This is a genomic window from Spongiibacter pelagi (assembly GCF_014705705.1).
Classification (GTDB): domain Bacteria; phylum Pseudomonadota; class Gammaproteobacteria; order Pseudomonadales; family Spongiibacteraceae; genus Spongiibacter; species Spongiibacter pelagi.
Genome location: NZ_JACXLD010000001.1, coordinates 665,648 through 686,786, shown reverse-complemented (window position 1 = coordinate 686,786; position 21,139 = coordinate 665,648). Strand labels below are relative to the sequence as shown.

The following is a 21,139-nucleotide window of genomic DNA, read 5'->3' as shown; positions in this document are numbered from 1 at the left end:
GACAGTGAAAACTAAACCAAAACGTTTCTCTCGGCAAGATCAGAACTGACAAACTCTTATGTCATTTCGGTCAATTGCCGCAAAGCGCCATGAGCCGGGGCTTTCAGCCACCAAGCCAATGACACAAATCGATACGAAAGAGGCGTAAATAAAGATCACTACGCCGAGCAAACGTTAGCTATCACCAGCAACATCTACTGACTATAGCAGAGCAGACAGATTGAGAAAGTGAGCCGCTTCGACCGGACTCGCCGGTTGCGGCAGATGCGGAATCACCCCCAGACACGGAGCGGGAATCATCCCTTGCAGGGTTTGTAGATTTTCATCAAAACAGCGCATTTCGCCATCGATTTGATTGGCAACCCACCCCGCCAGCGGCAAGCCATCTCGTTGAATCGCCTCCACGGTTAATAGAGCGTGATTCAAGCAGCCCAACTTCATACCCACCACAAGAACGACTGGGGTTTGCAGCTCAATGGCCAGATCGGCCAAGGTCTCGCGCTGATTGAGCGGCACCCGCCAGCCACCCGCGCCCTCAATTAAAAGCATATCGACGGGCTTCATCATCACGCCGCGACAATAGCCCGCAAGCTGAGAGACGGTAACTCGCTTCCCCGCTTGCTCAGCGGCAATATGCGGGGCGATTGGCGGCGCAAATACGACCGGGTTTAACGAGGCATAGGCCAAGGGCTCGGTCATTGACTGCTGCAAATTCAAGGCATCATCGTTGCGCAGCCCGTCACCGAAATCTTCAGCTCCCGCGGCCACCGGCTTGATCGCCAAGGTTTTTAAATTCTGCTGCTTGGCGGCTTCCAAGATGGCACAGGCCACCAGTGTTTTGCCGGCATCGGTGTCGGTTCCGGCAATAAAAAAACGCTTACGCTTCGACATCGGGCTTGTTCAACTCCAAAGACCACACTTGATAACTGGCGGGCAGCCGCCCCTGCTCATCGCGAAATTGCTCATAGGCATCTTGCAACTCACGCAACTGACGCCGCCCAGTCAAACCTGCGGGGCGGCCATCGTTGACATTGTGAGCGCCAATTCCCTTCAGTTCGCGGGTCAGTTCAGACAGTTTTTCATAGCGCAGCACATCAATATTTTCAGTCAATCCGTCGCAGTGCAGCCCACTCGCCGTCACCGCCTGCTCTAGCTCAGCTCGTTCGGCAAAGCGGTTTACGTGAACCAGCGCATCCACTTGCTGCCAAGCCGCTTTTAACTCGAACAGGGTTTGCGGCCCGAGGGTGGTGATAAACGCCTTTCCCCCCGGTTTAAGCACCCGCGCGATTTCCGAGTACAAGGCCGGCAAATTTCGACACCACTGCAGGGAAAAATTCGAGAAGACCAGGTCAATAGAATCGTCAGCTATCGGCAGGTCTTCGGCATCGCCGCCCAGCCAAAACACATTGGGCAAATCCTCGTGCTGATCCCGAGAGTAACGCAACATGCCCTCAGCGAGATCAACCGCGAACAAACGCTGACAGGCGCTGAGACGTTGCAATTTAGGCAGGGCGTGACCGGTGCCACTACCTAAATCCATCACCGAGTTATATGCACCCGCATCGGCTTTATTAACGGCATTCAGCAAGCGCGCTTCCACTTGTTGCTGCAGGTAAGCCAAACCATCATAGGACTGCGCCGCGCGACTAAACGAGCGCGCCACATCGCGCTTAAATACGCGATTTTGAGCGAGTGGCTTACCGGCGTGTGCATCCGCCATCAACACACCCGCCTCTTTCAGAAACCGGATTACGGTTTCCAAAAAAATGGGCTGTTGAGAAAGAAAAGGAATATGGGCGCAATCCGCGATTGTCGACACCTGATGCGCAGGTTTTATTTCAGCAATAGCTTCCACTGCGGCCACCGGCACCAACGCATCTTGCTCGCCAAACAGATGCAAACCGGGGCGTGAAATCTCTTTTAAAAACGCGCGATGATCCCACTCCCGCAACCATGCCAAGCCATTGGCTAGCTGGGCTTGCGACCACGGCGTTTGCCGCTTAGGCAGGTGCTGCAGTACCGACTTAATCGCTTTCGCCTGCGGGTCGCCATGTAGCTGCAATAATTCAAAACGACGCTGGGTCTTAGCGGGATTCTGCTCGAGCAGAGCTGCAAATTCTTCAAAAGTATTCGCAGGCATCGCGCTAGGCCAAGCCCCGCTGGCCACAAAGCAGGCATTGCTGGCCACAGTGATCAATGCCGAGACCCGCTCGGGGTAGCGAGCCGCTATACGCGTGGCAAGCATTCCCCCCAACGACCAACCTAAATAAATTGCGCGAGCTGGCAATAGCGGCAACAAAGCTGTTTCAGGCGCCTCAGCTTGATCCAGTGGCAGGTCGATCAGGGTGATATGAAAGTGCTGACGCAGGCTTGGCAATAGGCTGCGCCAAACATGGCTATCACTGCCCCAGCCGTGCAATAACACCAACTCCGGCGCTGTCGCCGAAAAAGCGGCCACACGCTCGCAATAGGGCCGCATCACGCGCCAGCCTCCGGCAAAATCTCGCACAAGGCCGCGAGCAATTGATCGATATCCGCCGTGCTATGCGCCGCACTCAGCGTAATACGCAAGCGGGAGCTGCCCACCGGCACCGTGGGTGGACGAATCGCCGTCACTAAAATTCCACGCCGCTCAAGCTCAGCACTGATCGCCATGGCCTCGGCTTCGCCACCGACCATCAACGGCTGAATCGCAGTATCGGAGGGCATAACATTAAAGCCGAGGCTCGCCGCCTGTGCTTTGAAATAGCCGATCAAACTTTGAAGATGCTCTCGCCGCCACGCTTCGGTTTGCAGCAAATCAAGTCCGGCGAGGGTTGCTGCGGCGACCGCCGGCGGCATCGCGGTAGTGTAAATATAGGGCCGGGCAAACTGGATCAGGCTTTCGATCAAGGTCTCACTGCCCGCCACAAAAGCGCCGTAGCTGCCCAAGCCTTTACCAAGTGTGCCCATTAAAATCGGTAATTCTCGCTGACTCAGGCCAAAAAATTCGGCACTGCCCGCGCCAGTATTGCCAAGCACACCAAAGCCATGCGCATCATCAGCCATCAAACTCGCATCGTAGCGCTGCGCCAGTTTTGCCAGCTCAGGCAGCGGCGCCATATCGCCGTCCATACTAAACACCGCATCCACCACAATAAGCCGCTCGCCCTGTTCAGGCAGCGTCATCAATCGGCGTTCTAGATCCTCAAGATTATTGTGCTGAAAGCGCTGAAAGCGGGCACCGCTTAACAGCCCGCCATCAAGCAAAGAGGCGTGATTCAAACGGTCTTCCAATACCTGATCGCCCTTGCCCAATAAACCCGCGATCACCCCGAGATTGGCCATATAGCCGGTGGAGAATAATAGCGCCCGCTCGCGCCCGGTAATGTCGGCGAGGCGGTTCTCGAGTTGGTGGTGGAGACTGGAATGGCCACAGACCAAATGCGAGGCGCCACTGCCAACGCCAAACTGTGCAGCTGCATCCTGCATGGCCTGAATCAGCTTGGGATGATTGGCAATACCGAGGTAATCATTGCTGCAAAATTGCAAAAACTCGCGGCCATTCAGTGATAAACGGCTTGTCTGCGCCGACTGAATTTCGCGGCGTTGACGATAACGGGACAGCGAACGGCGTTCTTCCAAACGCCGCTGCAGAGTGGTTTCCAACATGATGTTAAGTGCTTGCGCCCTTATTCAGGCGAAGTTTAAGCCGTGGCGTCGTAGAAGAATTTATCGTTCTGTTGCTTCTCCACCGCCGCCATGACCGCCGCCTGCTGTTGGTCATCATCTTGCTCGACACAACGCTGCTCTGGCTTGATGCCCAAACGTTCAAACAATTGCAGGTCTTTATTGGCTTTGGGATTGGGCGTAGTCAGGAGTTTTTCGCCGTAGAAAATCGAGTTAGCACCGGCGAAATACGCCAGCGAATGCATTTGCTCGTTCATTTCTTCACGACCCGCCGACAAGCGCACGTGAGATTTCGGCATCAGAATACGCGCCACTGCAATGGTGCGAATAAAATCAAAAGCATCCAGATCGGCTTCTTCTGCCAGCGGGGTGCCCTCAACGCGCACCAGCATATTAATAGGCACACTCTCTGGGTGAACCGGCAAGTTCGCTAATTGAATCAGCAGACCCGCGCGATCAGACACGGACTCGCCCATACCAACAATACCGCCACTGCATACTTTAATACCGGCATCGCGCACATTCGCCAACGTATTGAGACGGTCGCCATAAGTACGGGTGGTAATGATTTCGCCGTAGTATTCTGGCGAGGTATCCAAGTTGTGGTTGTAGTAATCCAGACCGGCCTCAGCCAATTCCGCCGCCTGCTCGGCACTGAGCATACCCAGCGTCATACAGGTCTCCAGACCCATTTCCTTCACGCCCTTAACCATGGCGGTGACGTAGGGCATGTCTTTTTTCTTGGGCGAGCGCCACGCGGCACCCATGCAGAAGCGGCTTGAACCCTGCGCTTTAGCAGCACGCGCCTCGGCCAGCACCTTTTCCACTTCCATCAGCTTTTCTTGCTCTAAGCCGGTATCGTAGCGGTTGCTCTGCGGGCAGTATTTACAATCTTCTGGGCAAGCCCCGGTTTTAATAGACAGCAGAGTACTAACTTGAACCGCATTGGGGTCAAAGTTAGCGCGGTGAACCGTTTGCGCTTGAAATAACAAATCATTGAAGGGCTGCTCGAACAGCGCTTTGACTTCCGCCGCCGACCAGTCGTGACGGATTGCGCCGAGAGACGCGGTTTGATTTGCTTGACTCATAAGACTACCCAGTTCATAAAAACCACAAGGATGCTAATGATATAGCGGCCAAATCCGCTGTCAACCAGAAAGGGATTTTATGGTTAACAGATTTCTCCCGCGCGCCAGTTCGCTGTTATTGCCCGGTTACTGCCTGCTGTGCCAGCAAGCCACAAAAACGGCCCGCGATCTTTGCCCCGCCTGCGCGGAATCCCTGCCCTGGCTTAAACGCCACTGCCAGCGTTGCGCGCTCCCACTAGCCGACACCGAAACCGCAAGCCTCTGCGGTAAATGCCTGCAACAGCCACCCCAATTTCATCGCTGCCTTGCGGCATGGGAATATCAATTTCCGCTGGATCATGTAATCGGGCGCTTTAAATATCAGGGCCACCAGCCCAGTGGTCGCGTGCTTGCCGAATGCTGGCTAGACCGCTGCGGCACCAAAGCGGTCAACTCGGCCCCAGATTTACTACTTCCGGTTCCCCTGCATTGGCGTCGGCGCTGGCAACGAGGCTTTAACCAATCCCAAATCCTCGCCGAATACTGGTCCAAGGCCCTGAACATTCCCATTTCAAACGCACTTAAACGGCATCGCCATACCCCCGCCCAACAACAACTTAATGCCGCGCAACGACAGCGCAACCTCAAACACGCCTTCAGTTTAAAAAATGGGATTGCGCTTTGTGGCAAGCATCTAGTACTGGTAGACGATGTGCTGACCACCGGCAGCACCGCCAACACATTGACCAAACTTTTGCTGGAGCAGGGGGCGAAGTGTGTCGATATCTGGTGTTTAGCGCGCACACCTTAAGCGCAAAAGCGGCGGTGTCCGCCGTCATCAAGCTCTGTCATAATCCCGCCCATGAGCACAAGCAACGACACTAACGCCCTCACCGCCACATCGGGATTTACCGAGTTAAATCCCGACCGAGTGATTGATGCCGTCGAAAGCCAAGGCCTGCTCAGCGACCTGCGAGTGTTCGCCTTAAACAGCTACGAAAACCGTGTTTATCAATTTGGCTTGGAAGAAGCCGAGCCCATTGTGGTGAAGTTTTACCGCCCCGGCCGCTGGAGCGATGCGCAGATTCTCGAAGAGCACCAATTCACCCAGGAACTGGCTGAAGCCGAAATTCCAGTCATTCCACCGTGGCAAAACCCACACGGCGAAACCCTGTTTTTTGCCAACGGCTATCGCTTTGCTATTTATCCTCGTCGGGGTGGCCACGCCCCGGCGCTGGACGATATGGAAAACCTGTTTCAGCTGGGGCGCTTATTTGGCCGCCTGCATCTGATTGGCGACCGCCAGCCTTTTGCGCACCGCCCAACACTCAACCAAGCAGATTTTGGGGTACGCAGTCGCGAGCTGATTCTCTCGGGCTTTATTCCAGACAGCCTGAAAGACGCCTACCGCACAGTTAGCTCATCACTCCTTGAGGCGGTTGATAACGCCTATGGCAGCCAAGCCGTGCACCTATTGCGTTGTCATGGCGATGCCCATGTTGGCAATATTCTGTGTCGCGATGAGCAAACCTGGTTGGTGGATTTTGACGACAGTCGCATGGCACCCGCCATGCAAGATTTATGGATGTTCATTTCCGGAAGCCGCGACCAGCAACAAAAAGCCATGCTGGAACTCATTGAAGGTTATGAGGAATTTCGCGAATTCCCCACCACCGAATTGCGCCTGATCGAAGCTTTGCGCAGCTTGCGACTCATGCATCATGCGGCATGGCTGGCCGAGCGTTGGCAAGATCCCGCGTTCCCCAAGGCCTTTCCCTGGTTTAATACCGAACGCTTTTGGGGCGAGCATATTTTGAGCCTGCGTGAACAACTCTCCGTATTACAAGAGCCGCCGCTGAAATTGCCTAGCTTCTAACGAGCTTTCAAAAAAATCGAAACACAAAAGCTCATTTCCACGCTCTTGAGCACTTACTTTCCCAAGACGCTCTTTTACAAGCAAATTGCGACATTTTCCCCCTTCCTACCGAATATTCTTTGCCGCGAAAGTGAGCCAATTTGCTAGGATTAGCGTAGAAACTCAAAAATAAGTTCAGATTTAGAGTCGATTTTATGTACACCTTGCAGGTCAATGGCATTTCCCACACCGTCGATGTACCCGGCGATAAGCCACTACTCTGGGTATTGCGGGAAAATCTCAAACTTACCGGCAGTAAATACGGCTGTGGTCAGGCTTTGTGTGGCGCTTGTACTGTGCATCTTGACGGTCATCCAGTTCGCGCCTGCGTAACGCCAATCAGCGCCGTAGGCGAGCAAGCGGTACGCACTATTGAAGATATCGCCTACGACGCCGTCGGCGCGAAGGTGCAAGAAACTTGGCAGAATCTGAATGTGCCCCAGTGCGGCTACTGCCAATCCGGTCAGATCATGGCCGCTACCGCGCTACTGACCGATAACCCGACACCAACCGATCGCGACATTGACGAAGCCATGTCTGGCAATATTTGTCGCTGCGGTACCTACCCTCGAATTCGTCGCGCAATACATAAGCTTGCCAATGGGGGCGTGTAAATGAGCGCAGAATCCTCTCTGAGCCGCCGCCACTTTCTTCGCCTTAGCATCATTGCCGGCGGTGGGCTATTAGTCGCCTGCGGTGGATCAAGCAGCAAGCCCAGTAATAATTTAAGCCCCAGCGAACCAGAAGATAACGGCCCGATTGTAGAGCAACAATTTGGCGACTTTCTCAAAATCGGCAGCGATAACAGCCTAACGGTGTTTGTTGGCGCCACCGAAATTGGCCAGGGTATTCTTACCGGTATTGCCATGGCGGTGGCCGAAGAACTGGACGCTGACTGGAGCAAAGTTAAAGCCGTGCACTCGCCGGTCGCGATTGAATTCAACAACCCCTATTTCGGCAGTGCCATGCAATCCACCGTGGCCAGTGCGTCCATGCGCGGCTACTACAAACCACAGCGCCAGATCGGCGCTCGCATTCGCCAACTCATGATCAATACCGCTGCGGCGCGTTGGCAAGTTGATGCCGCAAGGCTTCAAACCGAAGCGGGATATGTTATCGACCCCGTAACCAACCGCAGCATCAGCTACGGCGAGCTCAGCGCCGATGCGCAAGAATCTGATATTCCCGCCACTGCCGAACTGAAATCACCCGAGCAATACAAAATTATTGGCACCAGCCAGCAACGGCTCGATGCCGCCAGCAAAGTCGACGGCAGCCTGATTTACGGCATCGACGTCGATATTCCGGATATGTTGACTGCGGTGATTGCTCGGCCGCCGCGTTTTTCTGGCCAACCCTTGATCGTTGATAGCAATGCCGCATTAGCCGTTCCCGGCGTATTGGAAGTACACCAACTGGCAATTGGCGTTGCCGTAGTTGCCGAGGATTTCTGGTCGGCAGAAAAAGGCCGCAAGGCCCTTGAGGTGACATGGAATGAATTGCTGGCCAGCCGTACCGACTCGGAATTGCAGCGCAGCCAATACGAGCTGCAACTGAACCTACCCGGCGTGCCCATTAGAGTAGACGGCGCAGTTGTGCCTGCACAATTGCTCGCAGCCGAAACGGTACAGGCGGATTACTATTTTCCGTTTCAGGCCCACGCCGCCATGGAGCCACTCAACGTGGTGATCGACTACGATGGCAGCCGCGCCGAGATTTGGACCGGCACCCAGTCCCCCACCCTCGACAAATTATTTGCCAGCCTGATTCTTGGTCTGCCACCGACCCAGATCAACTTTCATATCATGCCCTGCGGCGGCGGCTTTGGCCGTCGCGGTAATTGGTTAGGTGATTTCGTTCGCGATGCCTGCCAAGTTGCCGCCGCCGTGAGAAAGCCGGTTAAAGTTATGTGGAGCCGGGAAGACGATATGAAAGGCGGCTTTTATCGCCCCGCTGCGGCAGTACGCATGAGCGCCTCACTAAATACTCAGGGCGAGATCAGCGCGTGGACCCATCGCTCCGTTACCCAAGATATGACCGCATTTCTCTACGGCGAAAAACTATTTGATGAGGTGGTCGAACTGAACGGCGGCACCCTGCCCGCACTGGATAAAGTGACCGACTTCGACAGTAATTTTGTCTATGACGTCAGCAATGTCTTGATGGACTTCCATCTGGTCGCCAACTTGCAAATGCCCGCGCTGTGGATGCGCTCGGTGAATAAATACACCGATATTTTTGCGCAGGAAACCTTTCTCGATGTCATTGCCTCACGCTCCGGAGAAGATCCCTATCAATTCCGTCGCAATCGTTTGAGCGAAGCACCTCGCCACCTTGCGGTATTAAACGCTGCCGCAACCGCCGCCAACTGGGGCCAAGCTCGCAGCGGAGCAACTATGGGCATTGCCTTGATGGGGCACTGGAATAGCTTTATCGCCCAAGTTGTGGAGATGAGCATTTCCGCCGACAAGGAAATCACCATTCACAAAATCACCAGCGCGATTGATTGCGGCACTGCGGTGAACCCCGATCTGGTAATTGCCCAAGTAGAATCCGCCATCGTGTTTGCGCTGAGCAGTATTTTTTACGGTGAAATCACCCTTGATGACGGCGTCGTTCAGCAGAGCAATTACGATGATTACCGCGTGCTGCGAATGTTTGAATCGCCAGAAATGGAAACCATATTAATCAACAGCACCGAAGATCCCGGTGGCGTAGGTGAGATCGGTGTACCCTGTGTTGGCCCAGCACTGGCCAATGCAATTTACGCTGCCACCGGCGCAACTATCCGTGAACTTCCGCTGCGTAACTTGGGCTATAGCATGGCTGAACAACATCCCGAAGCGGGAGGCCAATCATGAAGCCGATTTTCGCATCCTTACTACTGGCTTTCTTAGCGCTACCCCAATTGGCCTTGGCACAGTCAGCACTGTTTCAACCTATTTACGAAGTACTAACTCATCCGCGCTGCCTGAACTGCCACACCAAAACCGAATTTCCACGACAGGGCGATGAACGCCGCCGCCACGACCAATTAGTGATGCGCGGCGAAGATAATCACGGAGTGCCAACGCTACACTGCTCCGCCTGCCACCAAGATCATAATGTGGCCGATGGCGCGGTACCCGGCGCACCGCACTGGGGCTTAGCGCCATTGTCGATGGCGTGGGAAGAATTAAGTCCGGTAGAGCTGTGCCAAAACCTGAAGAACACCAGTCTGAATGGCAATCGCAGCCTGGATGATTTGCTGCACCATATGGACGAAGACGCGCTGGTGTTGTGGGGCTGGGAGCCCGGCGGCGATCGCACTACGCCGCCACTGGATCATCCTGAATTTATTAGCGTACTTACCGCATGGGTTAACGCGGGCGGCCCCTGCCAATAGTTCTTATCATAAAGAGCCTCGCTAGTTTTTAATTCGATAACCGCTGCGTAACATCCAATTCACAACAAGCAAACACACCAGTAAAAATAAGGCGGTCATACCCAAGCTGACCGCCACATTCACATCGGCGATACCGTAAAAACTCCAGCGAAAACCACTGATCAAATACACCACCGGATTAAACAAGGTGATGGTCTGCCAAATGGGTGGCAGCATACTGATGGAGTAAAAACTGCCTCCCAGAAACGCCAGCGGGGTCACAATCAGCATCGGTACAATTTGCAGCTTCTGAAAATCATCAGCCCAAACGCCGATAATAAATCCGAACAAACTAAAGGTAATGGCCGTAAGCAGCAGGAACGCGATCATCCACAGGGGATGGGCAATGCTGTAATCCACAAACAAACGCGCCGTGGCCAAAATCAACAGACCCAGCACAATCGACTTACTCGCCGCCGCCCCAACGTACCCCAATAATATTTCCGCCACGGATACCGGTGCGGATAACAGCTCGTAGATCGTGCCATTATATTTTGGAAAGAAAATGCCAAAGGCCGCATTAGAAATACTTTCTGTTAGCAAGGCCAGCATCAATAAGCCGGGGATGATAAAAGCCCCATAGCTCACGCCATCAATCTCCACCATGCGCGAGCCAATAGCCGAACCAAATACCACAAAATAAAGAGACGTCGAAATGACCGGCGAGGCCAAACTCTGCATTAAGGTTCGCCACCAGCGGTGCATTTCAAATAAATAAATTGCTTTGACCGCATGCAGATTCATACCGCGACTCCTTCATTGGCAGCCGTGTTTTTTACAGCCCGACTATCACTGGCCAAGCTGACAAAAATTTCTTCAAGGGAACGCTGACGCGATTGCAAATCTTTGTAGTCGATACCGTGTTGATCCAGCCTGCGCAGCACTTCGGCAATGCCGGTATGCTCGCTTTGGGTGTCGAAGTGGAAAATCAATTCGCGCCCTTCATCCGCCAAGGTGAGCGGCAGGTCACCGAGATCAACCGGCAGCGCCGTTAAAGGCTGCTGTAACTGCAAGCGCAGTTGCTTCTGCCCCAGCTTATCCATCAGCGCATGTTTTTCTTCCACCAGAATAATTTCGCCCTTGCTGATAACACCGATGCGATCCGCCATCTCTTCGGCTTCTTCAATATAGTGCGTCGTCAGAATGATAGTGACACCACGCTCACGCAGTCCGCGCACCATCTCCCACATATCTCGGCGCAGCTCGACATCCACTCCGGCGGTAGGCTCATCAAGAAACAGCACATCAGGCTCGTGAGATAGCGCCTTGGCAATCATCACCCGGCGCTTCATACCGCCCGACAATTCCATAATGCGTGCATGGCGCTTATCCCATAGCGATAACTGGCGGAGAATTTGTTCGAGATAGGCCGGATTCGGCGCCTTGCCAAACAGGCCGCGACTGAATTTCACCGTCGACCACACGCTCTCAAAGCCGTCGGTAGACAACTCCTGAGGCACCAAACCAATCTGGCCTCGCACTTTGCGGAAGTCATTTACGATATCGAGATCACCAACACTGACCGTGCCAGCGCTGGCATTAACAATGCCACAGATAATACTGATTAAGGTGGTTTTGCCGGCGCCGTTAGGGCCCAGCAGGGCAAAGATTTCACCGCGCTGAATGTCCAGATCAACACTGCGCAATGCGCAATGGCCCGAGGCATAGGTCTTGCCTACGCCGCTAACATTTACCACCGTCGTCACACTTAATCCTCTGGGCTCATATAAATCACGCGCTAGTCTCCTCCGTCCCTGCAAGGCTGACAAGCACTAATGCCTTTTGACCAAAGCAAACTTTCATTAATCCCCGCGCCGGGGCCAAACTAGGCAGCGCAGCCAATTCCAAAAGCTGTTGCCCTCGAGCACCATTTTATCGACGCCATCAAAAAAGCGCGCCAAGGATTCAGGGTCAGCAAAGTAGTCATCCCGCGTTTTAAAGCCCTTTTCTGGATCGAGATTTTTCACCACCACCGCCGGATTGCCCGCCACCACCACATTGGCCGGCACATCTCGAGTCACCACCGCACAGGCGGCAACAATACTATTTTCACCAATGGTGACGCCTTTCAGCACGGTCGCCCGATCACCCAACCAGACATTATTGCCAATATGCACCGGTGTTTTATTCGCGCTGCGCTCAGTGCGATCGTAAATGCCGTGCCAATCGCTATCGGTGATATACACCCCGTGAGCCATCATCACCCCATTGCCAATAATAATCTCATCGCTGGCCGAGATCCGGGTACCGGGACTCATTAATACATTGTCACCAATCTCGATGCGCCCTTCCCAATCCTTGCGTCCCCACACGCCGATCTCCACCCGACTGGACGGCTCGGAAACGATAGTCGCGCAACGTCCAATAACAATATTGGGCCCAGAAATTGAGGTGTACCAAGGTTTCATAAAGGTGTGGTAATCGCCCAGCGAATCACAGGCCGGCGCCAAAAAATGCTCGGTGTACCAATATCGAAAACGGAGATAGGCTTTTTTATACCAGTAAGGGCGGCGATCAATGCGCATTGTTATTCTCTAGCTGGAAATACTCAGAACAAAATAAATATGGCCCCGAGTATAACGGCTGTAGCACTCGATCCTAGACAAAGGGCCGAATAAAACACATAGCACTGGTCTTATCACTGATCAAAATCTATCATCTGCCCGCATGAAGAAGACCAACTCACTCCCCAGCTCCCGGCGTATTGTCAGCAATCAGACTGAGGTTCACGCCAATCTGGAAAAAATTCTGCACAAGCATCTGGCGCATACATTTCGCAAACCCTATGCCCAACACAATCTGGATGCCTTCCAAATTGCCGCCCAGTGGCTAGCCGAACGCAAGCAGCCATTGATACTCGACTCATTCTGCGGCGTTGGCGAAAGCACCGCCAAGCTGGCGGAACAATATCCAGATTGCGCGGTTATCGGCATCGACAAATCCGCCGCTCGGCTCGACAAACACGCCGGCTACCAAAGCGAACAACAAAACTACCTGTTGATTCAAGCCGATGTGGAAGACTTTTGGCGGCTAGCGGTTGAGGCTGGCTGGCAGCCGCTAAGGCATTTTCTGCTATACCCAAATCCCTGGCCTAAAAGTGACCAGATCAAATTGCGGATTCATGGCTCGCCGGTATTTCCCGCCCTACTGAAACTCGGCGGCGAGATTGAGTTGCGCAGTAATTGGGCGCTCTACGTTGACGAATTTGCCACCGCACTGCGATTGCTTGGAGTAGAAGCCGCTTATAACGCCTTCCTCCCCGAAACCATTATCACGCCCTTTGAGCGCAAATACCTTAACAGCGGACAAACCCTGTGGCGCTGTCAGGCCCACATCACCGCTGGCACCATTAACTCCAGTTCGTGTTAAAAAACGCTAATCTGCCGCCGCTGTAGCTATTGCCAACAACTCGCTATACTGACCCCAGTACTTGGACCGCAGCTATTATGAAGACAAGCAATACCGACACCGTCTGGCAAACCATCCGCGAAGAAACCGCCCGCGAAGTACAAAGCGAGCCGGTACTCGCGAGCTTTTTGCACGCCACGATTCTGAACCACGACAGCTTGGAAACCGCACTGAGCTTCCACTTGGCACATACCCTAGCCAGCCCGGCCGCTTCTGCGTTGTTAGTGAGAGAAGTGCTTGAAGAAGCCTTTGCCGCCGACCCGGAAATTGGTTGCGCCATGCGCGCCGACATCTGCGCCGTTTACGAGCGCGACTCCGCCTGCGAACAATTGTCGGTGCCGTTTTTGTACTTCAAAGGCTTTCACGCACTCCAGTCTTACCGCGTGGCTCATTGGCTTTGGCAGCAAGGCCGAGTATCACTGGCGTTATTTTTTCAGAACCGAATTTCCTGTGAGTTCGGCGTCGACATTCACCCAGCAGCTAAAATTGGTCGCGGCATACTGATGGATCACGCCACCGGAATCGTTATTGGTGAAACCGCGGTGGTGGGAAATAATGTGTCGCTGATGCAATCGGTGACACTTGGCGGTACCGGCAAAGAACACGGCGACCGCCACCCCAAAGTTGGGGATGGCGTGCTGATCAGCGCGGGCGCAAAAATTCTGGGGAATATTCATATTGGGGAAGGCGCACAGGTTGGCTCTGGCAGCGTAGTCCTGAAAGATGTGCCTCCGCACACTATTGTCGCGGGCGTTCCGGCCAAAGTCATTGGCACCCCAGATTGCGACGCACCTGCACTCTCAATGAATCATGGCGCCTGCTGCGGTTAACTCGCTTCAGCGAGAAAAACAGGCTGCTGCGGTTAACTCGCTTTAGCGAGAAAAGCAGGTTGCTGCGATTAACTCGCTTCAGCGAACCAGCTGGCGCTGCGGAGCTGCATACACCCGATAGACAATCGCCAATACCAGGCAAATTCCCGCCGGCAATAACAGTGACCAGAATTGGAGCTTTGCGTAAGCCATTGCGCCAAGACTTCCACCGAAAACAAATCCAGCAATAATCAAAACAAATAGCTTAGCTTTACGCTTATCCAAGGCTTCACCGCGAAATCGAGCCCCCAGCATCATTCCCAAATCCGTAAAAATTCCAGTGACATGGGTGGTGCGGATTACCGCGCCGCTGTATCGACTCGCCAACGCATTTTGTAAACCACAGGCGGCAGAAGCAAAAAAGTGACCGTAAAAAGAAGCTTGCGAAAGACACCAGAGCGCCAGCAACAGCAACACGGCTTCTATAGCCAAAGCCGTATCATAGTGCCGCCCCAAGGTTAGGGTTGCTCCCGGCAGCAGATAGCCCGCCAATGACGAGCCGACTAGAAAGGCCAGCAACACCCCCAGTAAATGCACACTGCCATCGAGTGATCCGGCAAAAAGATCGGTGCCCAACAAGGTGGCGGTTCCGGACAGGTGCGATACCGATTGGTGCTCAAAACCCAACAGCCCCACCGCGTTCACAAAGCCCGCCACCAGCGCCAAAATAAATGCGCCAAACTCAACCCATTTTGGCAGTTGCGAAATCAAGAGACGTGACTCTTGTTAATCGATGCGAGCTTTCTACATCGAACAGTTTGGTTTCAAGCCTTGCGCTTGCGCCTGCTTGTACAGCGGATCGTATTTGGGAATTGCTTTATTCAGATCGTTAATCCGCGTGCTGTGTGAGGGGTGAGTCGACATAAACTCAGGCGGCTGGCCCTGACTGCCCGCACTCATATTCTCCCAAAGTTGCACACTGGCTTTTGGATTAAAACCCGCCTGCGCCATCAGCTTCAAACCAACCACATCGGCCTCAGATTCTTGCGCGCGACCATAGGGTAACAGCAGGCCATATTGCGCGCCGAGACCAAGCAGGCCCATTACCGTTTCTTTTTGCGCACCTTCGCCAAGCAGTACACCGATCAGTTGTGAGCCGGTACCGACCACGCTCTGCTGTGAAAGACGTTCAGCGCTGTGTTGAGCCAGCACGTGGCCGACTTCGTGACCAAGAACGGTAGCGAGCTGGTCTTGGTTTTTCGCCATTTTAAAAATACCGGTATGCACGCCGATTTTTTTGCCCGGCAAGGCAAAGGCGTTAGCCGAGTCTTCCTCAAACACCACCACTTCCCAACTGCCCTGCCATTCAGGCGACAGGCGTGCGGTAATCGAATCTGCCACGCAGGTCACATAGCGGTTGACCTTGCCATCGCGGTTGATGGTCATTTTCTGTTTCATTTCATCAAACGCGGTGCCGCCCATTTGCGACATTTCGCTATTGGAAAACAGCAATATCTGCCGACGTCCGGTGGGCGACTGGGCACAAGAGGCCAACAAAGCCACGACCAGAACTAGACTAAAACCTTTAATGAACTTCATGTTTCTCCCCGCTATCAATCCAATTGCAATTGCCCCATTATGGGGATTAGTTGAGGCTCAGGCAAAACCGATTCGAGGGCAATAATGGCAAAATCACAAGAACCCTGCGGCTGGTGCGGTAGCGATCCCCTGTATCTTGCCTATCACAACGACGAGTGGGGCGTGCCGTGCACCGACGACCAACGCTTATTCGAATTTCTGATTTTGGAATCTGCCCAAGCGGGTCTTAGCTGGATTACGATTTTGCGCAAGCGAGAGGCCTACCGAAAAGCCTTTGCCGGTTTTAATGCCAAAAAAGTCGCCGCTTTTGATGAGGCAAAAGTCGAAGCGCTGATGAATAATGAGGGCATTGTTCGCAATCGTAAAAAAATCGAAAGCGCGATTAGTAATGCACAATGTTTCTTGCAGCTGCAAAAAGAATTTGGCGAAGCGCACCGCTATTTCTGGCAGTTCTTTGGCGGCAAGCCAAAACAAAACCAATGGCAGAGCTTAGCGGAAGTACCGGCCACCACGGAGATATCTGACGCCATTGCCAAAGACATGAAAAAACGTGGTTTTCGCTTTTTTGGCAGTACGATTTGTTATGCGCACTTACAAGCACTGGGCTTTGTTAACGACCACCTAGTGAACTGCCCGCAGCATAAAGCGGTCAAAGCCTTGGGCAAAAACATCAACGTGAAGTAAGGCTCTATTGAGGCAATTATGAAATTTTTATTTTCCATCATGATGTCTGTCATGCTTTTGGCCGCTTGCAGCAGCACGCGGGTTGTCACCGACTACAATCCACGCGCCAATTTTACCACCTACCAAAAATTCACTTGGGCAGCAGACCCCGCCAGCAACCAAGCCAACACCGCAATATCGCCTTTCCTACAAGAGCACCTAAAAGCATCGCTCAGCCAGCGCCTCAAAACCGGGCTCTATCAAGAAGTTCAAAAAATCGAGCAGGCCGACTTTATTGTGCGGCCACTGATTCTGCCCGCACCAGACACCATTGATCGCAGCCCGCGCTTAGGCATTGGCCTTGGCAGTTTTTCTAGCAATGTCGGCATTGGCACCAGCGTGGGCATTCCACTTGGCGCCGATCGCGTGAATCAAAATATTCAGATTGTGATTGATCTGCTCAACGCCAAAGATCAAAAACTGGCATGGCGCGGTTCACTGGTGATTGAGCTAGACAGCCAAGACCCCAAAGAAAATCAGATTCGCATCGACGACGCGGTTAGCGAAATCTGGGCGGAATTCCCTCCGAAATAGCCACTCATTTCTCTATTAGATAGGGAAATAGATCGTTTAACTCTGCCGCGCTTTTCGACTGGAATAATTGAATATTACGCTCAGGGATAAGCGCGGTATCGCCGTAGGCGGCAATCGCCGCCTCAAGACTGGCTTCGCGCAATAAGTGAAATATCGCCTGCGGCGCACGATTGGTGTAGTTACTGGGGTCGTCTTCAGCAACGCCATCAAAGCAGTAATCCGGATGAAAACTGGCGATTTGAATTTCGCCTTCCCAGCTAGCCCCCTCAATTAAATCCTCAGCCAATTCCAGGCAATCTAAATAGTCATCAAAACTGGCGCTAAGTGCGGGGCAAACTAATACGCTGGTTTCTACTTTTTCGGGATCTTTGTCCCACAACAAACTCATTTCCGCGTAGATTTCGCGCAGAATATCCTGCGTTTCACCAGCCTCAATCACACGAATACGAACTTGATCTGCGCGATAAGGACGCGCCGCAAATGGACACAGGTTCAAACCGATAACGGTATTTTCCAGCCATTGCTGAACCGCCAGCACACATGCATCGGTATCGAAATCGCTTTGCCCCATTAGAAACCCCAGTTATTTAGTGATCATTTTTTAGTCAAATTTACCATAACCGCGCTATAACAAACGGCGTAGGATGGACAGGCAGGACTGAGTTACAGGCCGCATTATTCGACTTTTCATCAGTCCGCAATTCTACCGCTACTAGACACCAAACAGAGGCTAAACGATGAAAAGATATTATTTCCTAGCCGACAACCTAGATCGGCTGCAAGCCATTGAACACGACCTTGAGCACAACGGCCTTAGCAAGCCACAAATTCATATTCTCAGCCGTGATGATTGCGGTGTAATGAAACGTGCCCTCAATGACGTGGAAGCTGTACTCAGAAAAGATGTCGTTCGATCGATGACCCGCGGAGCCATGGCCGGCGTTGCCGCCGCACTGGTGGTACTGGCGACGGGGCAACTTTCCGGGGCCGCAGCGGTAGTCGGCTGGATGCCCTTCGTGTTTCTCGCCATTGTGATGCTGGGCTTTATTACCTGGGAGGCAGGACTGTTTGGCATTCAGGAGCCGCACCGGGATTTTCGCCGCTTTGATCAGGCTCTGAATAGTGGACGCCATTTATTGATTATTGATGGACGTGGCATGGATGAGAACATCATCAACCGCGTAACCACCCACTACCCCGAACTGGAGTTTTCTGGAACCGGCGAAGGTGCGCCAGACTGGTATATTAGTGCTCAGAATCAGTGGCGGCGGTTTATTGAGGTAATGCCCTGAGGCAGCTCTGATTAATTACTACGCTTGCAAAGTGCCCACAACCAAAAACGGCGGTCTATTATAGCCCGCCGTTTTTTTATAAAGAGTGCTTATTAAATTACTGATGGTAAGGCAGAGACAGCTCTCGAACCGATTCAATAAACGCGCCGGCATGTTCTGGGTTTACGCCCGGTGTAATGCCATGCCCCAGATTAAAGACATGGCCAGTACCGGTGCCGAAACTTTTTAGAATTGCGGCCACTTCTTCACGAATCCGCTTAGGTGATGCAAACAACATGGAAGGATCCATATTGCCTTGCAGGGCAACCCGATCGCCAACCTGCTTGCGCGCCTGACCAATATCCATTGTCCAATCCAGCCCCAACGCATTAGCACCGGTTGCCGCCATCAAATCCAGCCACTGACCGCCGTTTTTGGTAAACAAAATTACCGGTACGGGGCGACCTTCGTGTTCGCGGATCAGGCCATCAACAATCTGCTGCATGTATTTGAGGCTGAACTCCTGATACGCCGCATAGCTAAGTGCGCCACCCCAGGTATCAAAAATTTGTACTGCTTGTGCACCCGCTTTAATCTGGTCATTCAGATAGGCCGTGACGCTTTTCGCCAGCTTATCTAACAGGCTGTGCATCACTTCAGGCTGATCAAAAGCCAGAGCCTTTGAGCGCGCGTGGTCTTTAGAGCCACCACCTTCAACCATATAGGTCGCCAGCGTCCACGGACTGCCCGAGAAACCGATCAACGGCACCCGGCCATTCAATTCACGGCGGATAGTACGCACAGCATCGCAAACATAGGTCAGATCATTCTCGCCATCTACCACCGGCAGTGCATCGACATCGGCCTGAGAGCGTACGGTTTTTTTGAAACGCGGGCCTTCGCCGGTTTCAAAATATAGACCGAGTCCCATGGCATCGGGAATGGTAAGAATATCGGAGAATAGAATCGCCGCATCCAAGGGGTAACGATCCAGTGGCTGCAGTGTGACTTCGCAGGCCAGTTCCGGATTCATACACAGCGACATAAAGTCACCGGCCTTGGCGCGCGTTGCCCGGTACTCGGGCAGGTAGCGACCCGCCTGACGCATCATCCACACCGGGGTGTATTCCACCGGCTGACGCATGAGGGCACGGAGAAAAGTATCGTTCTTGAGTTCTGTCATGTCACCGCCTTGACTGGCCGCTTGAGTAAGACTTTTTGAGCCGTTTTATTATCGCCAGTAAAGCTGGCACACCAAGATGAGTGACCAGCTTTAAAAGTAGAGATTGTGCTTAGACTTTCAGGTAGTCGAGAATGCCTTCAGCGGCCTGACGCCCTTCCCAAACTGCGGTAACCACCAAGTCTGAACCGCGCACCATATCGCCGCCGGCAAACACTTTAGGGTTAGAGGTTTGGAATTTGTAGAGCTGTTGCTCAGGCGCTTCAACACCGCCCCAGCTATTGGTTTCAACGTTTGAATCACCCAGCCACGCAGGAGGATTCGGTTGAAAACCAAACGCCACCAGCACCACATCGGCAGGAATGATTTCCTCACTTCCAGCAATGGGCTCTGGGCGACGACGACCATTTTCATCGGGTTCACCCAACTGGGTGGTGATGACTTTAATGCCTTCCACTTTACCATTGCCAACAATTTCAATTGGCTGACGGTTGAACAGGAATTCCACACCCTCTTCGCGAGCATTAACAACCTCGCGCTTAGAACCAGGCATATTTTCTTCGTCACGGCGGTAAGCACAGGTCACTGAAGTCGCGCCTTGACGGATAGAGGTGCGGTTACAGTCCATGGCGGTATCACCACCACCGAGCACCACAACACGCTTGCCGTTCACGCTGATAAAGTCAGCGGCATCGGCTTCCCAACCCATATTGCGGTTGACGTTGGAAATAAGGAACGGCAGCGCATCGTAAACGCCGGGCAGGTCTTCACCGGGGAAGCCACCCTTCATGTATTTGTAAGTGCCCATGCCGAGGAACACCGCATCGTATTCATCCAGCAGGGCTTGCATGGTCACATCGGTGCCAACATTCACGTTCAAACGGAATTCCACACCCATATCTTCCAGCACGCGACGACGGCGCTGAACGACCGATTTTTCCAATTTGAATTCGGGAATACCAAAAGTCAGCAGTCCACCAATTTCTGGGTAACGATCAAAGACTACTGGCTTCACACCAGCGCGAACCAACACGTCGGCACAACCGATACCGGCAGGGCCAGCACCAATTACGGCGACTTTCTTGTCGGTCCACACACGCTTAGACATGTCTGGACGCCAGCCCAATTCCAAGGCGGTATCCGTAATGTATTTTTCGGTGGAGCCGATAGTAACCGCACCAAACCCATCGTTTAGGGTACAAGCGCCTTCACACAGACGATCTTGCGGACACACGCGACCACACACTTCCGGTAGGCTGTTGGTTTGGTGGCTGAGTTCAGCCGCTTCAAACAGATTGCCTTCACTGACCAGCTTCAACCAGTTGGGAATATAATTGTGTACCGGGCATTTCCACTCACAGTAAGGGTTGCCACAGGCCAAACAACGGTGCGCCTGATGCTTAACCTCTTCTTCTTGGAAAGGCTCATAAATTTCGACAAAAGCATGTTGCCGCTGATCCATAGACTTTTTAGCCGGATCTTGGCGCTCAAGGTCGAGAAACTGAAAAGAATTACTTAAACGTTCAGCCATAATACGTCT

Annotated in this window: 22 protein-coding genes; 10 read left to right on the top strand and 12 right to left on the bottom strand. The window is 53.1% G+C overall.

Annotated features, from left to right (window positions below):
• Positions 1–201: 201 nt before the first annotated feature.
• The 4 genes from bioD to bioB are packed head-to-tail and all read right to left on the bottom strand — an operon-like array spanning position 202 to position 4,757.
• Complete coding sequence (gene bioD / locus IB286_RS03195) at positions 202–891, bottom strand: dethiobiotin synthase (RefSeq protein WP_190762343.1); 690 nt, start codon at positions 889–891, stop codon at positions 202–204.
• Positions 878–2,479, bottom strand: coding sequence for a malonyl-ACP O-methyltransferase BioC (gene bioC / locus IB286_RS03190; protein WP_223826113.1), 1,602 nt, complete (start codon positions 2,477–2,479; stop codon positions 878–880). The genes bioD and bioC overlap by 14 nt, the downstream gene beginning before the upstream one ends.
• A complete protein-coding gene (bioF, locus tag IB286_RS03185) occupies positions 2,479–3,651 on the bottom strand; it encodes an 8-amino-7-oxononanoate synthase (protein ID WP_190762339.1) in 1,173 nt (390 codons plus the stop codon). Before bioF ends, bioC begins: the two co-directional genes overlap by 1 nt.
• A 35-nt stretch (positions 3,652–3,686) precedes the next feature.
• On the bottom strand, positions 3,687–4,757 hold the full coding sequence (bioB, locus tag IB286_RS03180; protein ID WP_190762337.1) for a biotin synthase BioB: 1,071 nt from the start codon (positions 4,755–4,757) through the stop codon (positions 3,687–3,689).
• Between the two features lie 79 nt (positions 4,758–4,836).
• Here bioB and IB286_RS03175 point away from each other — a divergent pair, with 79 nt between their 5' ends.
• The 5 genes from IB286_RS03175 to IB286_RS03155 all read left to right on the top strand — a co-directional run bounded on the left by IB286_RS03175 (position 4,837) and on the right by IB286_RS03155 (position 10,036).
• Complete coding sequence (locus IB286_RS03175) at positions 4,837–5,547, top strand: double zinc ribbon domain-containing protein (protein ID WP_190762335.1); 711 nt, start codon at positions 4,837–4,839, stop codon at positions 5,545–5,547.
• A 51-nt stretch (positions 5,548–5,598) separates the two neighbouring features.
• A complete protein-coding gene (locus IB286_RS03170; protein WP_190762333.1) occupies positions 5,599–6,612 on the top strand; it encodes a serine/threonine protein kinase in 1,014 nt (337 codons plus the stop codon).
• Between the two features lie 194 nt (positions 6,613–6,806).
• A complete protein-coding gene (locus tag IB286_RS03165) occupies positions 6,807–7,265 on the top strand; it encodes a (2Fe-2S)-binding protein (RefSeq protein WP_190762330.1) in 459 nt (152 codons plus the stop codon).
• The gene (locus IB286_RS03160) at positions 7,266–9,512 is read left to right on the top strand and encodes a xanthine dehydrogenase family protein molybdopterin-binding subunit (RefSeq protein WP_190762328.1); all 2,247 of its coding nucleotides are present in this window, start codon (positions 7,266–7,268) and stop codon (positions 9,510–9,512) included.
• Positions 9,509–10,036 (top strand): hypothetical protein, encoded by a 528-nt coding sequence (locus IB286_RS03155; RefSeq protein WP_190762327.1) that lies wholly within the window; start codon positions 9,509–9,511, stop codon positions 10,034–10,036. Before IB286_RS03160 ends, IB286_RS03155 begins: the two co-directional genes overlap by 4 nt.
• Before the next feature lie 21 nt (positions 10,037–10,057).
• On the opposite strand, the gene IB286_RS03150 is transcribed toward IB286_RS03155, so the two are convergent.
• The 3 genes from IB286_RS03150 to IB286_RS03140 form a co-directional block, all read right to left on the bottom strand.
• Entirely contained in the window at positions 10,058–10,819 is a 762-nt protein-coding gene (locus IB286_RS03150; RefSeq protein ID WP_190762325.1) for an ABC transporter permease, read from the bottom strand.
• Positions 10,816–11,781, bottom strand: a complete 966-nt coding sequence (locus IB286_RS03145; protein WP_190762323.1) for an ABC transporter ATP-binding protein — start codon at positions 11,779–11,781, stop codon at positions 10,816–10,818. The genes IB286_RS03150 and IB286_RS03145 overlap by 4 nt, the downstream gene beginning before the upstream one ends.
• 96 nt (positions 11,782–11,877) lie before the next feature.
• Entirely contained in the window at positions 11,878–12,600 is a 723-nt protein-coding gene (locus IB286_RS03140) for an acyltransferase (protein ID WP_190762321.1), read from the bottom strand.
• Between the two features lie 142 nt (positions 12,601–12,742).
• On the opposite strand from IB286_RS03140, the gene trmB reads away from it, so the two are divergent.
• Complete coding sequence (gene trmB, locus IB286_RS03135) at positions 12,743–13,444, top strand: tRNA (guanine(46)-N(7))-methyltransferase TrmB (RefSeq protein ID WP_190762319.1); 702 nt, start codon at positions 12,743–12,745, stop codon at positions 13,442–13,444.
• Between the two features lie 77 nt (positions 13,445–13,521).
• Positions 13,522–14,313, top strand: a complete 792-nt coding sequence (cysE, locus tag IB286_RS03130; protein ID WP_190762317.1) for a serine O-acetyltransferase — start codon at positions 13,522–13,524, stop codon at positions 14,311–14,313.
• Between the two features lie 78 nt (positions 14,314–14,391).
• Here cysE and IB286_RS03125 read toward each other — a convergent pair whose 3' ends face one another.
• A complete protein-coding gene (locus tag IB286_RS03125; RefSeq protein WP_190762314.1) occupies positions 14,392–15,063 on the bottom strand; it encodes a YoaK family protein in 672 nt (223 codons plus the stop codon).
• Positions 15,064–15,096: 33 nt separating this feature from the next.
• Positions 15,097–15,891 (bottom strand): M48 family metallopeptidase, encoded by a 795-nt coding sequence (locus IB286_RS03120; RefSeq protein WP_190762312.1) that lies wholly within the window; start codon positions 15,889–15,891, stop codon positions 15,097–15,099.
• A gap of 84 nt (positions 15,892–15,975) precedes the next feature.
• Between IB286_RS03120 and IB286_RS03115 the strand changes: the two genes are divergently transcribed.
• Both IB286_RS03115 and IB286_RS03110 read left to right on the top strand, forming a co-directional pair.
• A complete protein-coding gene (locus tag IB286_RS03115) occupies positions 15,976–16,575 on the top strand; it encodes a DNA-3-methyladenine glycosylase I (protein WP_190762310.1) in 600 nt (199 codons plus the stop codon).
• Between the two features lie 18 nt (positions 16,576–16,593).
• Positions 16,594–17,148, top strand: a complete 555-nt coding sequence (locus tag IB286_RS03110) for a DUF4136 domain-containing protein (RefSeq protein WP_190762308.1) — start codon at positions 16,594–16,596, stop codon at positions 17,146–17,148.
• 4 nt (positions 17,149–17,152) lie between these two features.
• Here the strand turns inward: IB286_RS03110 and IB286_RS03105 are convergent, their stop codons facing one another.
• The gene (locus tag IB286_RS03105; RefSeq protein ID WP_190762306.1) at positions 17,153–17,719 is read right to left on the bottom strand and encodes a DUF1415 domain-containing protein; all 567 of its coding nucleotides are present in this window, start codon (positions 17,717–17,719) and stop codon (positions 17,153–17,155) included.
• Between the two features lie 166 nt (positions 17,720–17,885).
• Between IB286_RS03105 and IB286_RS03100 the strand changes: the two genes are divergently transcribed.
• Positions 17,886–18,440: an O-antigen ligase family protein gene (locus tag IB286_RS03100; protein WP_190762304.1), complete on the top strand. Its 555-nt coding sequence runs from the start codon at positions 17,886–17,888 to the stop codon at positions 18,438–18,440.
• 97 nt (positions 18,441–18,537) lie between these two features.
• Here IB286_RS03100 and hemE read toward each other — a convergent pair whose 3' ends face one another.
• Both hemE and IB286_RS03090 read right to left on the bottom strand, forming a co-directional pair.
• Entirely contained in the window at positions 18,538–19,602 is a 1,065-nt protein-coding gene (hemE, locus tag IB286_RS03095) for a uroporphyrinogen decarboxylase (protein ID WP_190762302.1), read from the bottom strand.
• A 109-nt stretch (positions 19,603–19,711) separates the two neighbouring features.
• Positions 19,712–21,130 (bottom strand): FAD-dependent oxidoreductase, encoded by a 1,419-nt coding sequence (locus IB286_RS03090; RefSeq protein WP_190762300.1) that lies wholly within the window; start codon positions 21,128–21,130, stop codon positions 19,712–19,714.
• Positions 21,131–21,139: the final 9 nt, after the last annotated feature.

Coding starts and splice junctions, on each gene's coding strand:
- trmB (WP_190762319.1), top strand. CDS start 12,743: ATGAAGAAGACCAACTCACTCCCCAGCTCCCGGCGTATTGTCAGCAAT.
- IB286_RS03160 (WP_190762328.1), top strand. CDS start 7,266: ATGAGCGCAGAATCCTCTCTGAGCCGCCGCCACTTTCTTCGCCTTAGC.
- hemE (WP_190762302.1), bottom strand. CDS start 19,602: ATGACAGAACTCAAGAACGATACTTTTCTCCGTGCCCTCATGCGTCAG.
- bioD (WP_190762343.1), bottom strand. CDS start 891: ATGTCGAAGCGTAAGCGTTTTTTTATTGCCGGAACCGACACCGATGCC.
- IB286_RS03115 (WP_190762310.1), top strand. CDS start 15,976: ATGGCAAAATCACAAGAACCCTGCGGCTGGTGCGGTAGCGATCCCCTG.
- IB286_RS03170 (WP_190762333.1), top strand. CDS start 5,599: ATGAGCACAAGCAACGACACTAACGCCCTCACCGCCACATCGGGATTT.
- bioB (WP_190762337.1), bottom strand. CDS start 4,757: ATGAGTCAAGCAAATCAAACCGCGTCTCTCGGCGCAATCCGTCACGAC.
- IB286_RS03105 (WP_190762306.1), bottom strand. CDS start 17,719: ATGGGGCAAAGCGATTTCGATACCGATGCATGTGTGCTGGCGGTTCAG.
- IB286_RS03090 (WP_190762300.1), bottom strand. CDS start 21,130: ATGGCTGAACGTTTAAGTAATTCTTTTCAGTTTCTCGACCTTGAGCGC.
- IB286_RS03175 (WP_190762335.1), top strand. CDS start 4,837: ATGGTTAACAGATTTCTCCCGCGCGCCAGTTCGCTGTTATTGCCCGGT.
- IB286_RS03120 (WP_190762312.1), bottom strand. CDS start 15,891: ATGAAGTTCATTAAAGGTTTTAGTCTAGTTCTGGTCGTGGCTTTGTTG.
- IB286_RS03155 (WP_190762327.1), top strand. CDS start 9,509: ATGAAGCCGATTTTCGCATCCTTACTACTGGCTTTCTTAGCGCTACCC.
- bioC (WP_223826113.1), bottom strand. CDS start 2,479: ATGCGGCCCTATTGCGAGCGTGTGGCCGCTTTTTCGGCGACAGCGCCG.
- cysE (WP_190762317.1), top strand. CDS start 13,522: ATGAAGACAAGCAATACCGACACCGTCTGGCAAACCATCCGCGAAGAA.
- bioF (WP_190762339.1), bottom strand. CDS start 3,651: ATGTTGGAAACCACTCTGCAGCGGCGTTTGGAAGAACGCCGTTCGCTG.
- IB286_RS03110 (WP_190762308.1), top strand. CDS start 16,594: ATGAAATTTTTATTTTCCATCATGATGTCTGTCATGCTTTTGGCCGCT.
- IB286_RS03165 (WP_190762330.1), top strand. CDS start 6,807: ATGTACACCTTGCAGGTCAATGGCATTTCCCACACCGTCGATGTACCC.
- IB286_RS03100 (WP_190762304.1), top strand. CDS start 17,886: ATGAAAAGATATTATTTCCTAGCCGACAACCTAGATCGGCTGCAAGCC.
- IB286_RS03140 (WP_190762321.1), bottom strand. CDS start 12,600: ATGCGCATTGATCGCCGCCCTTACTGGTATAAAAAAGCCTATCTCCGT.
- IB286_RS03150 (WP_190762325.1), bottom strand. CDS start 10,819: ATGAATCTGCATGCGGTCAAAGCAATTTATTTATTTGAAATGCACCGC.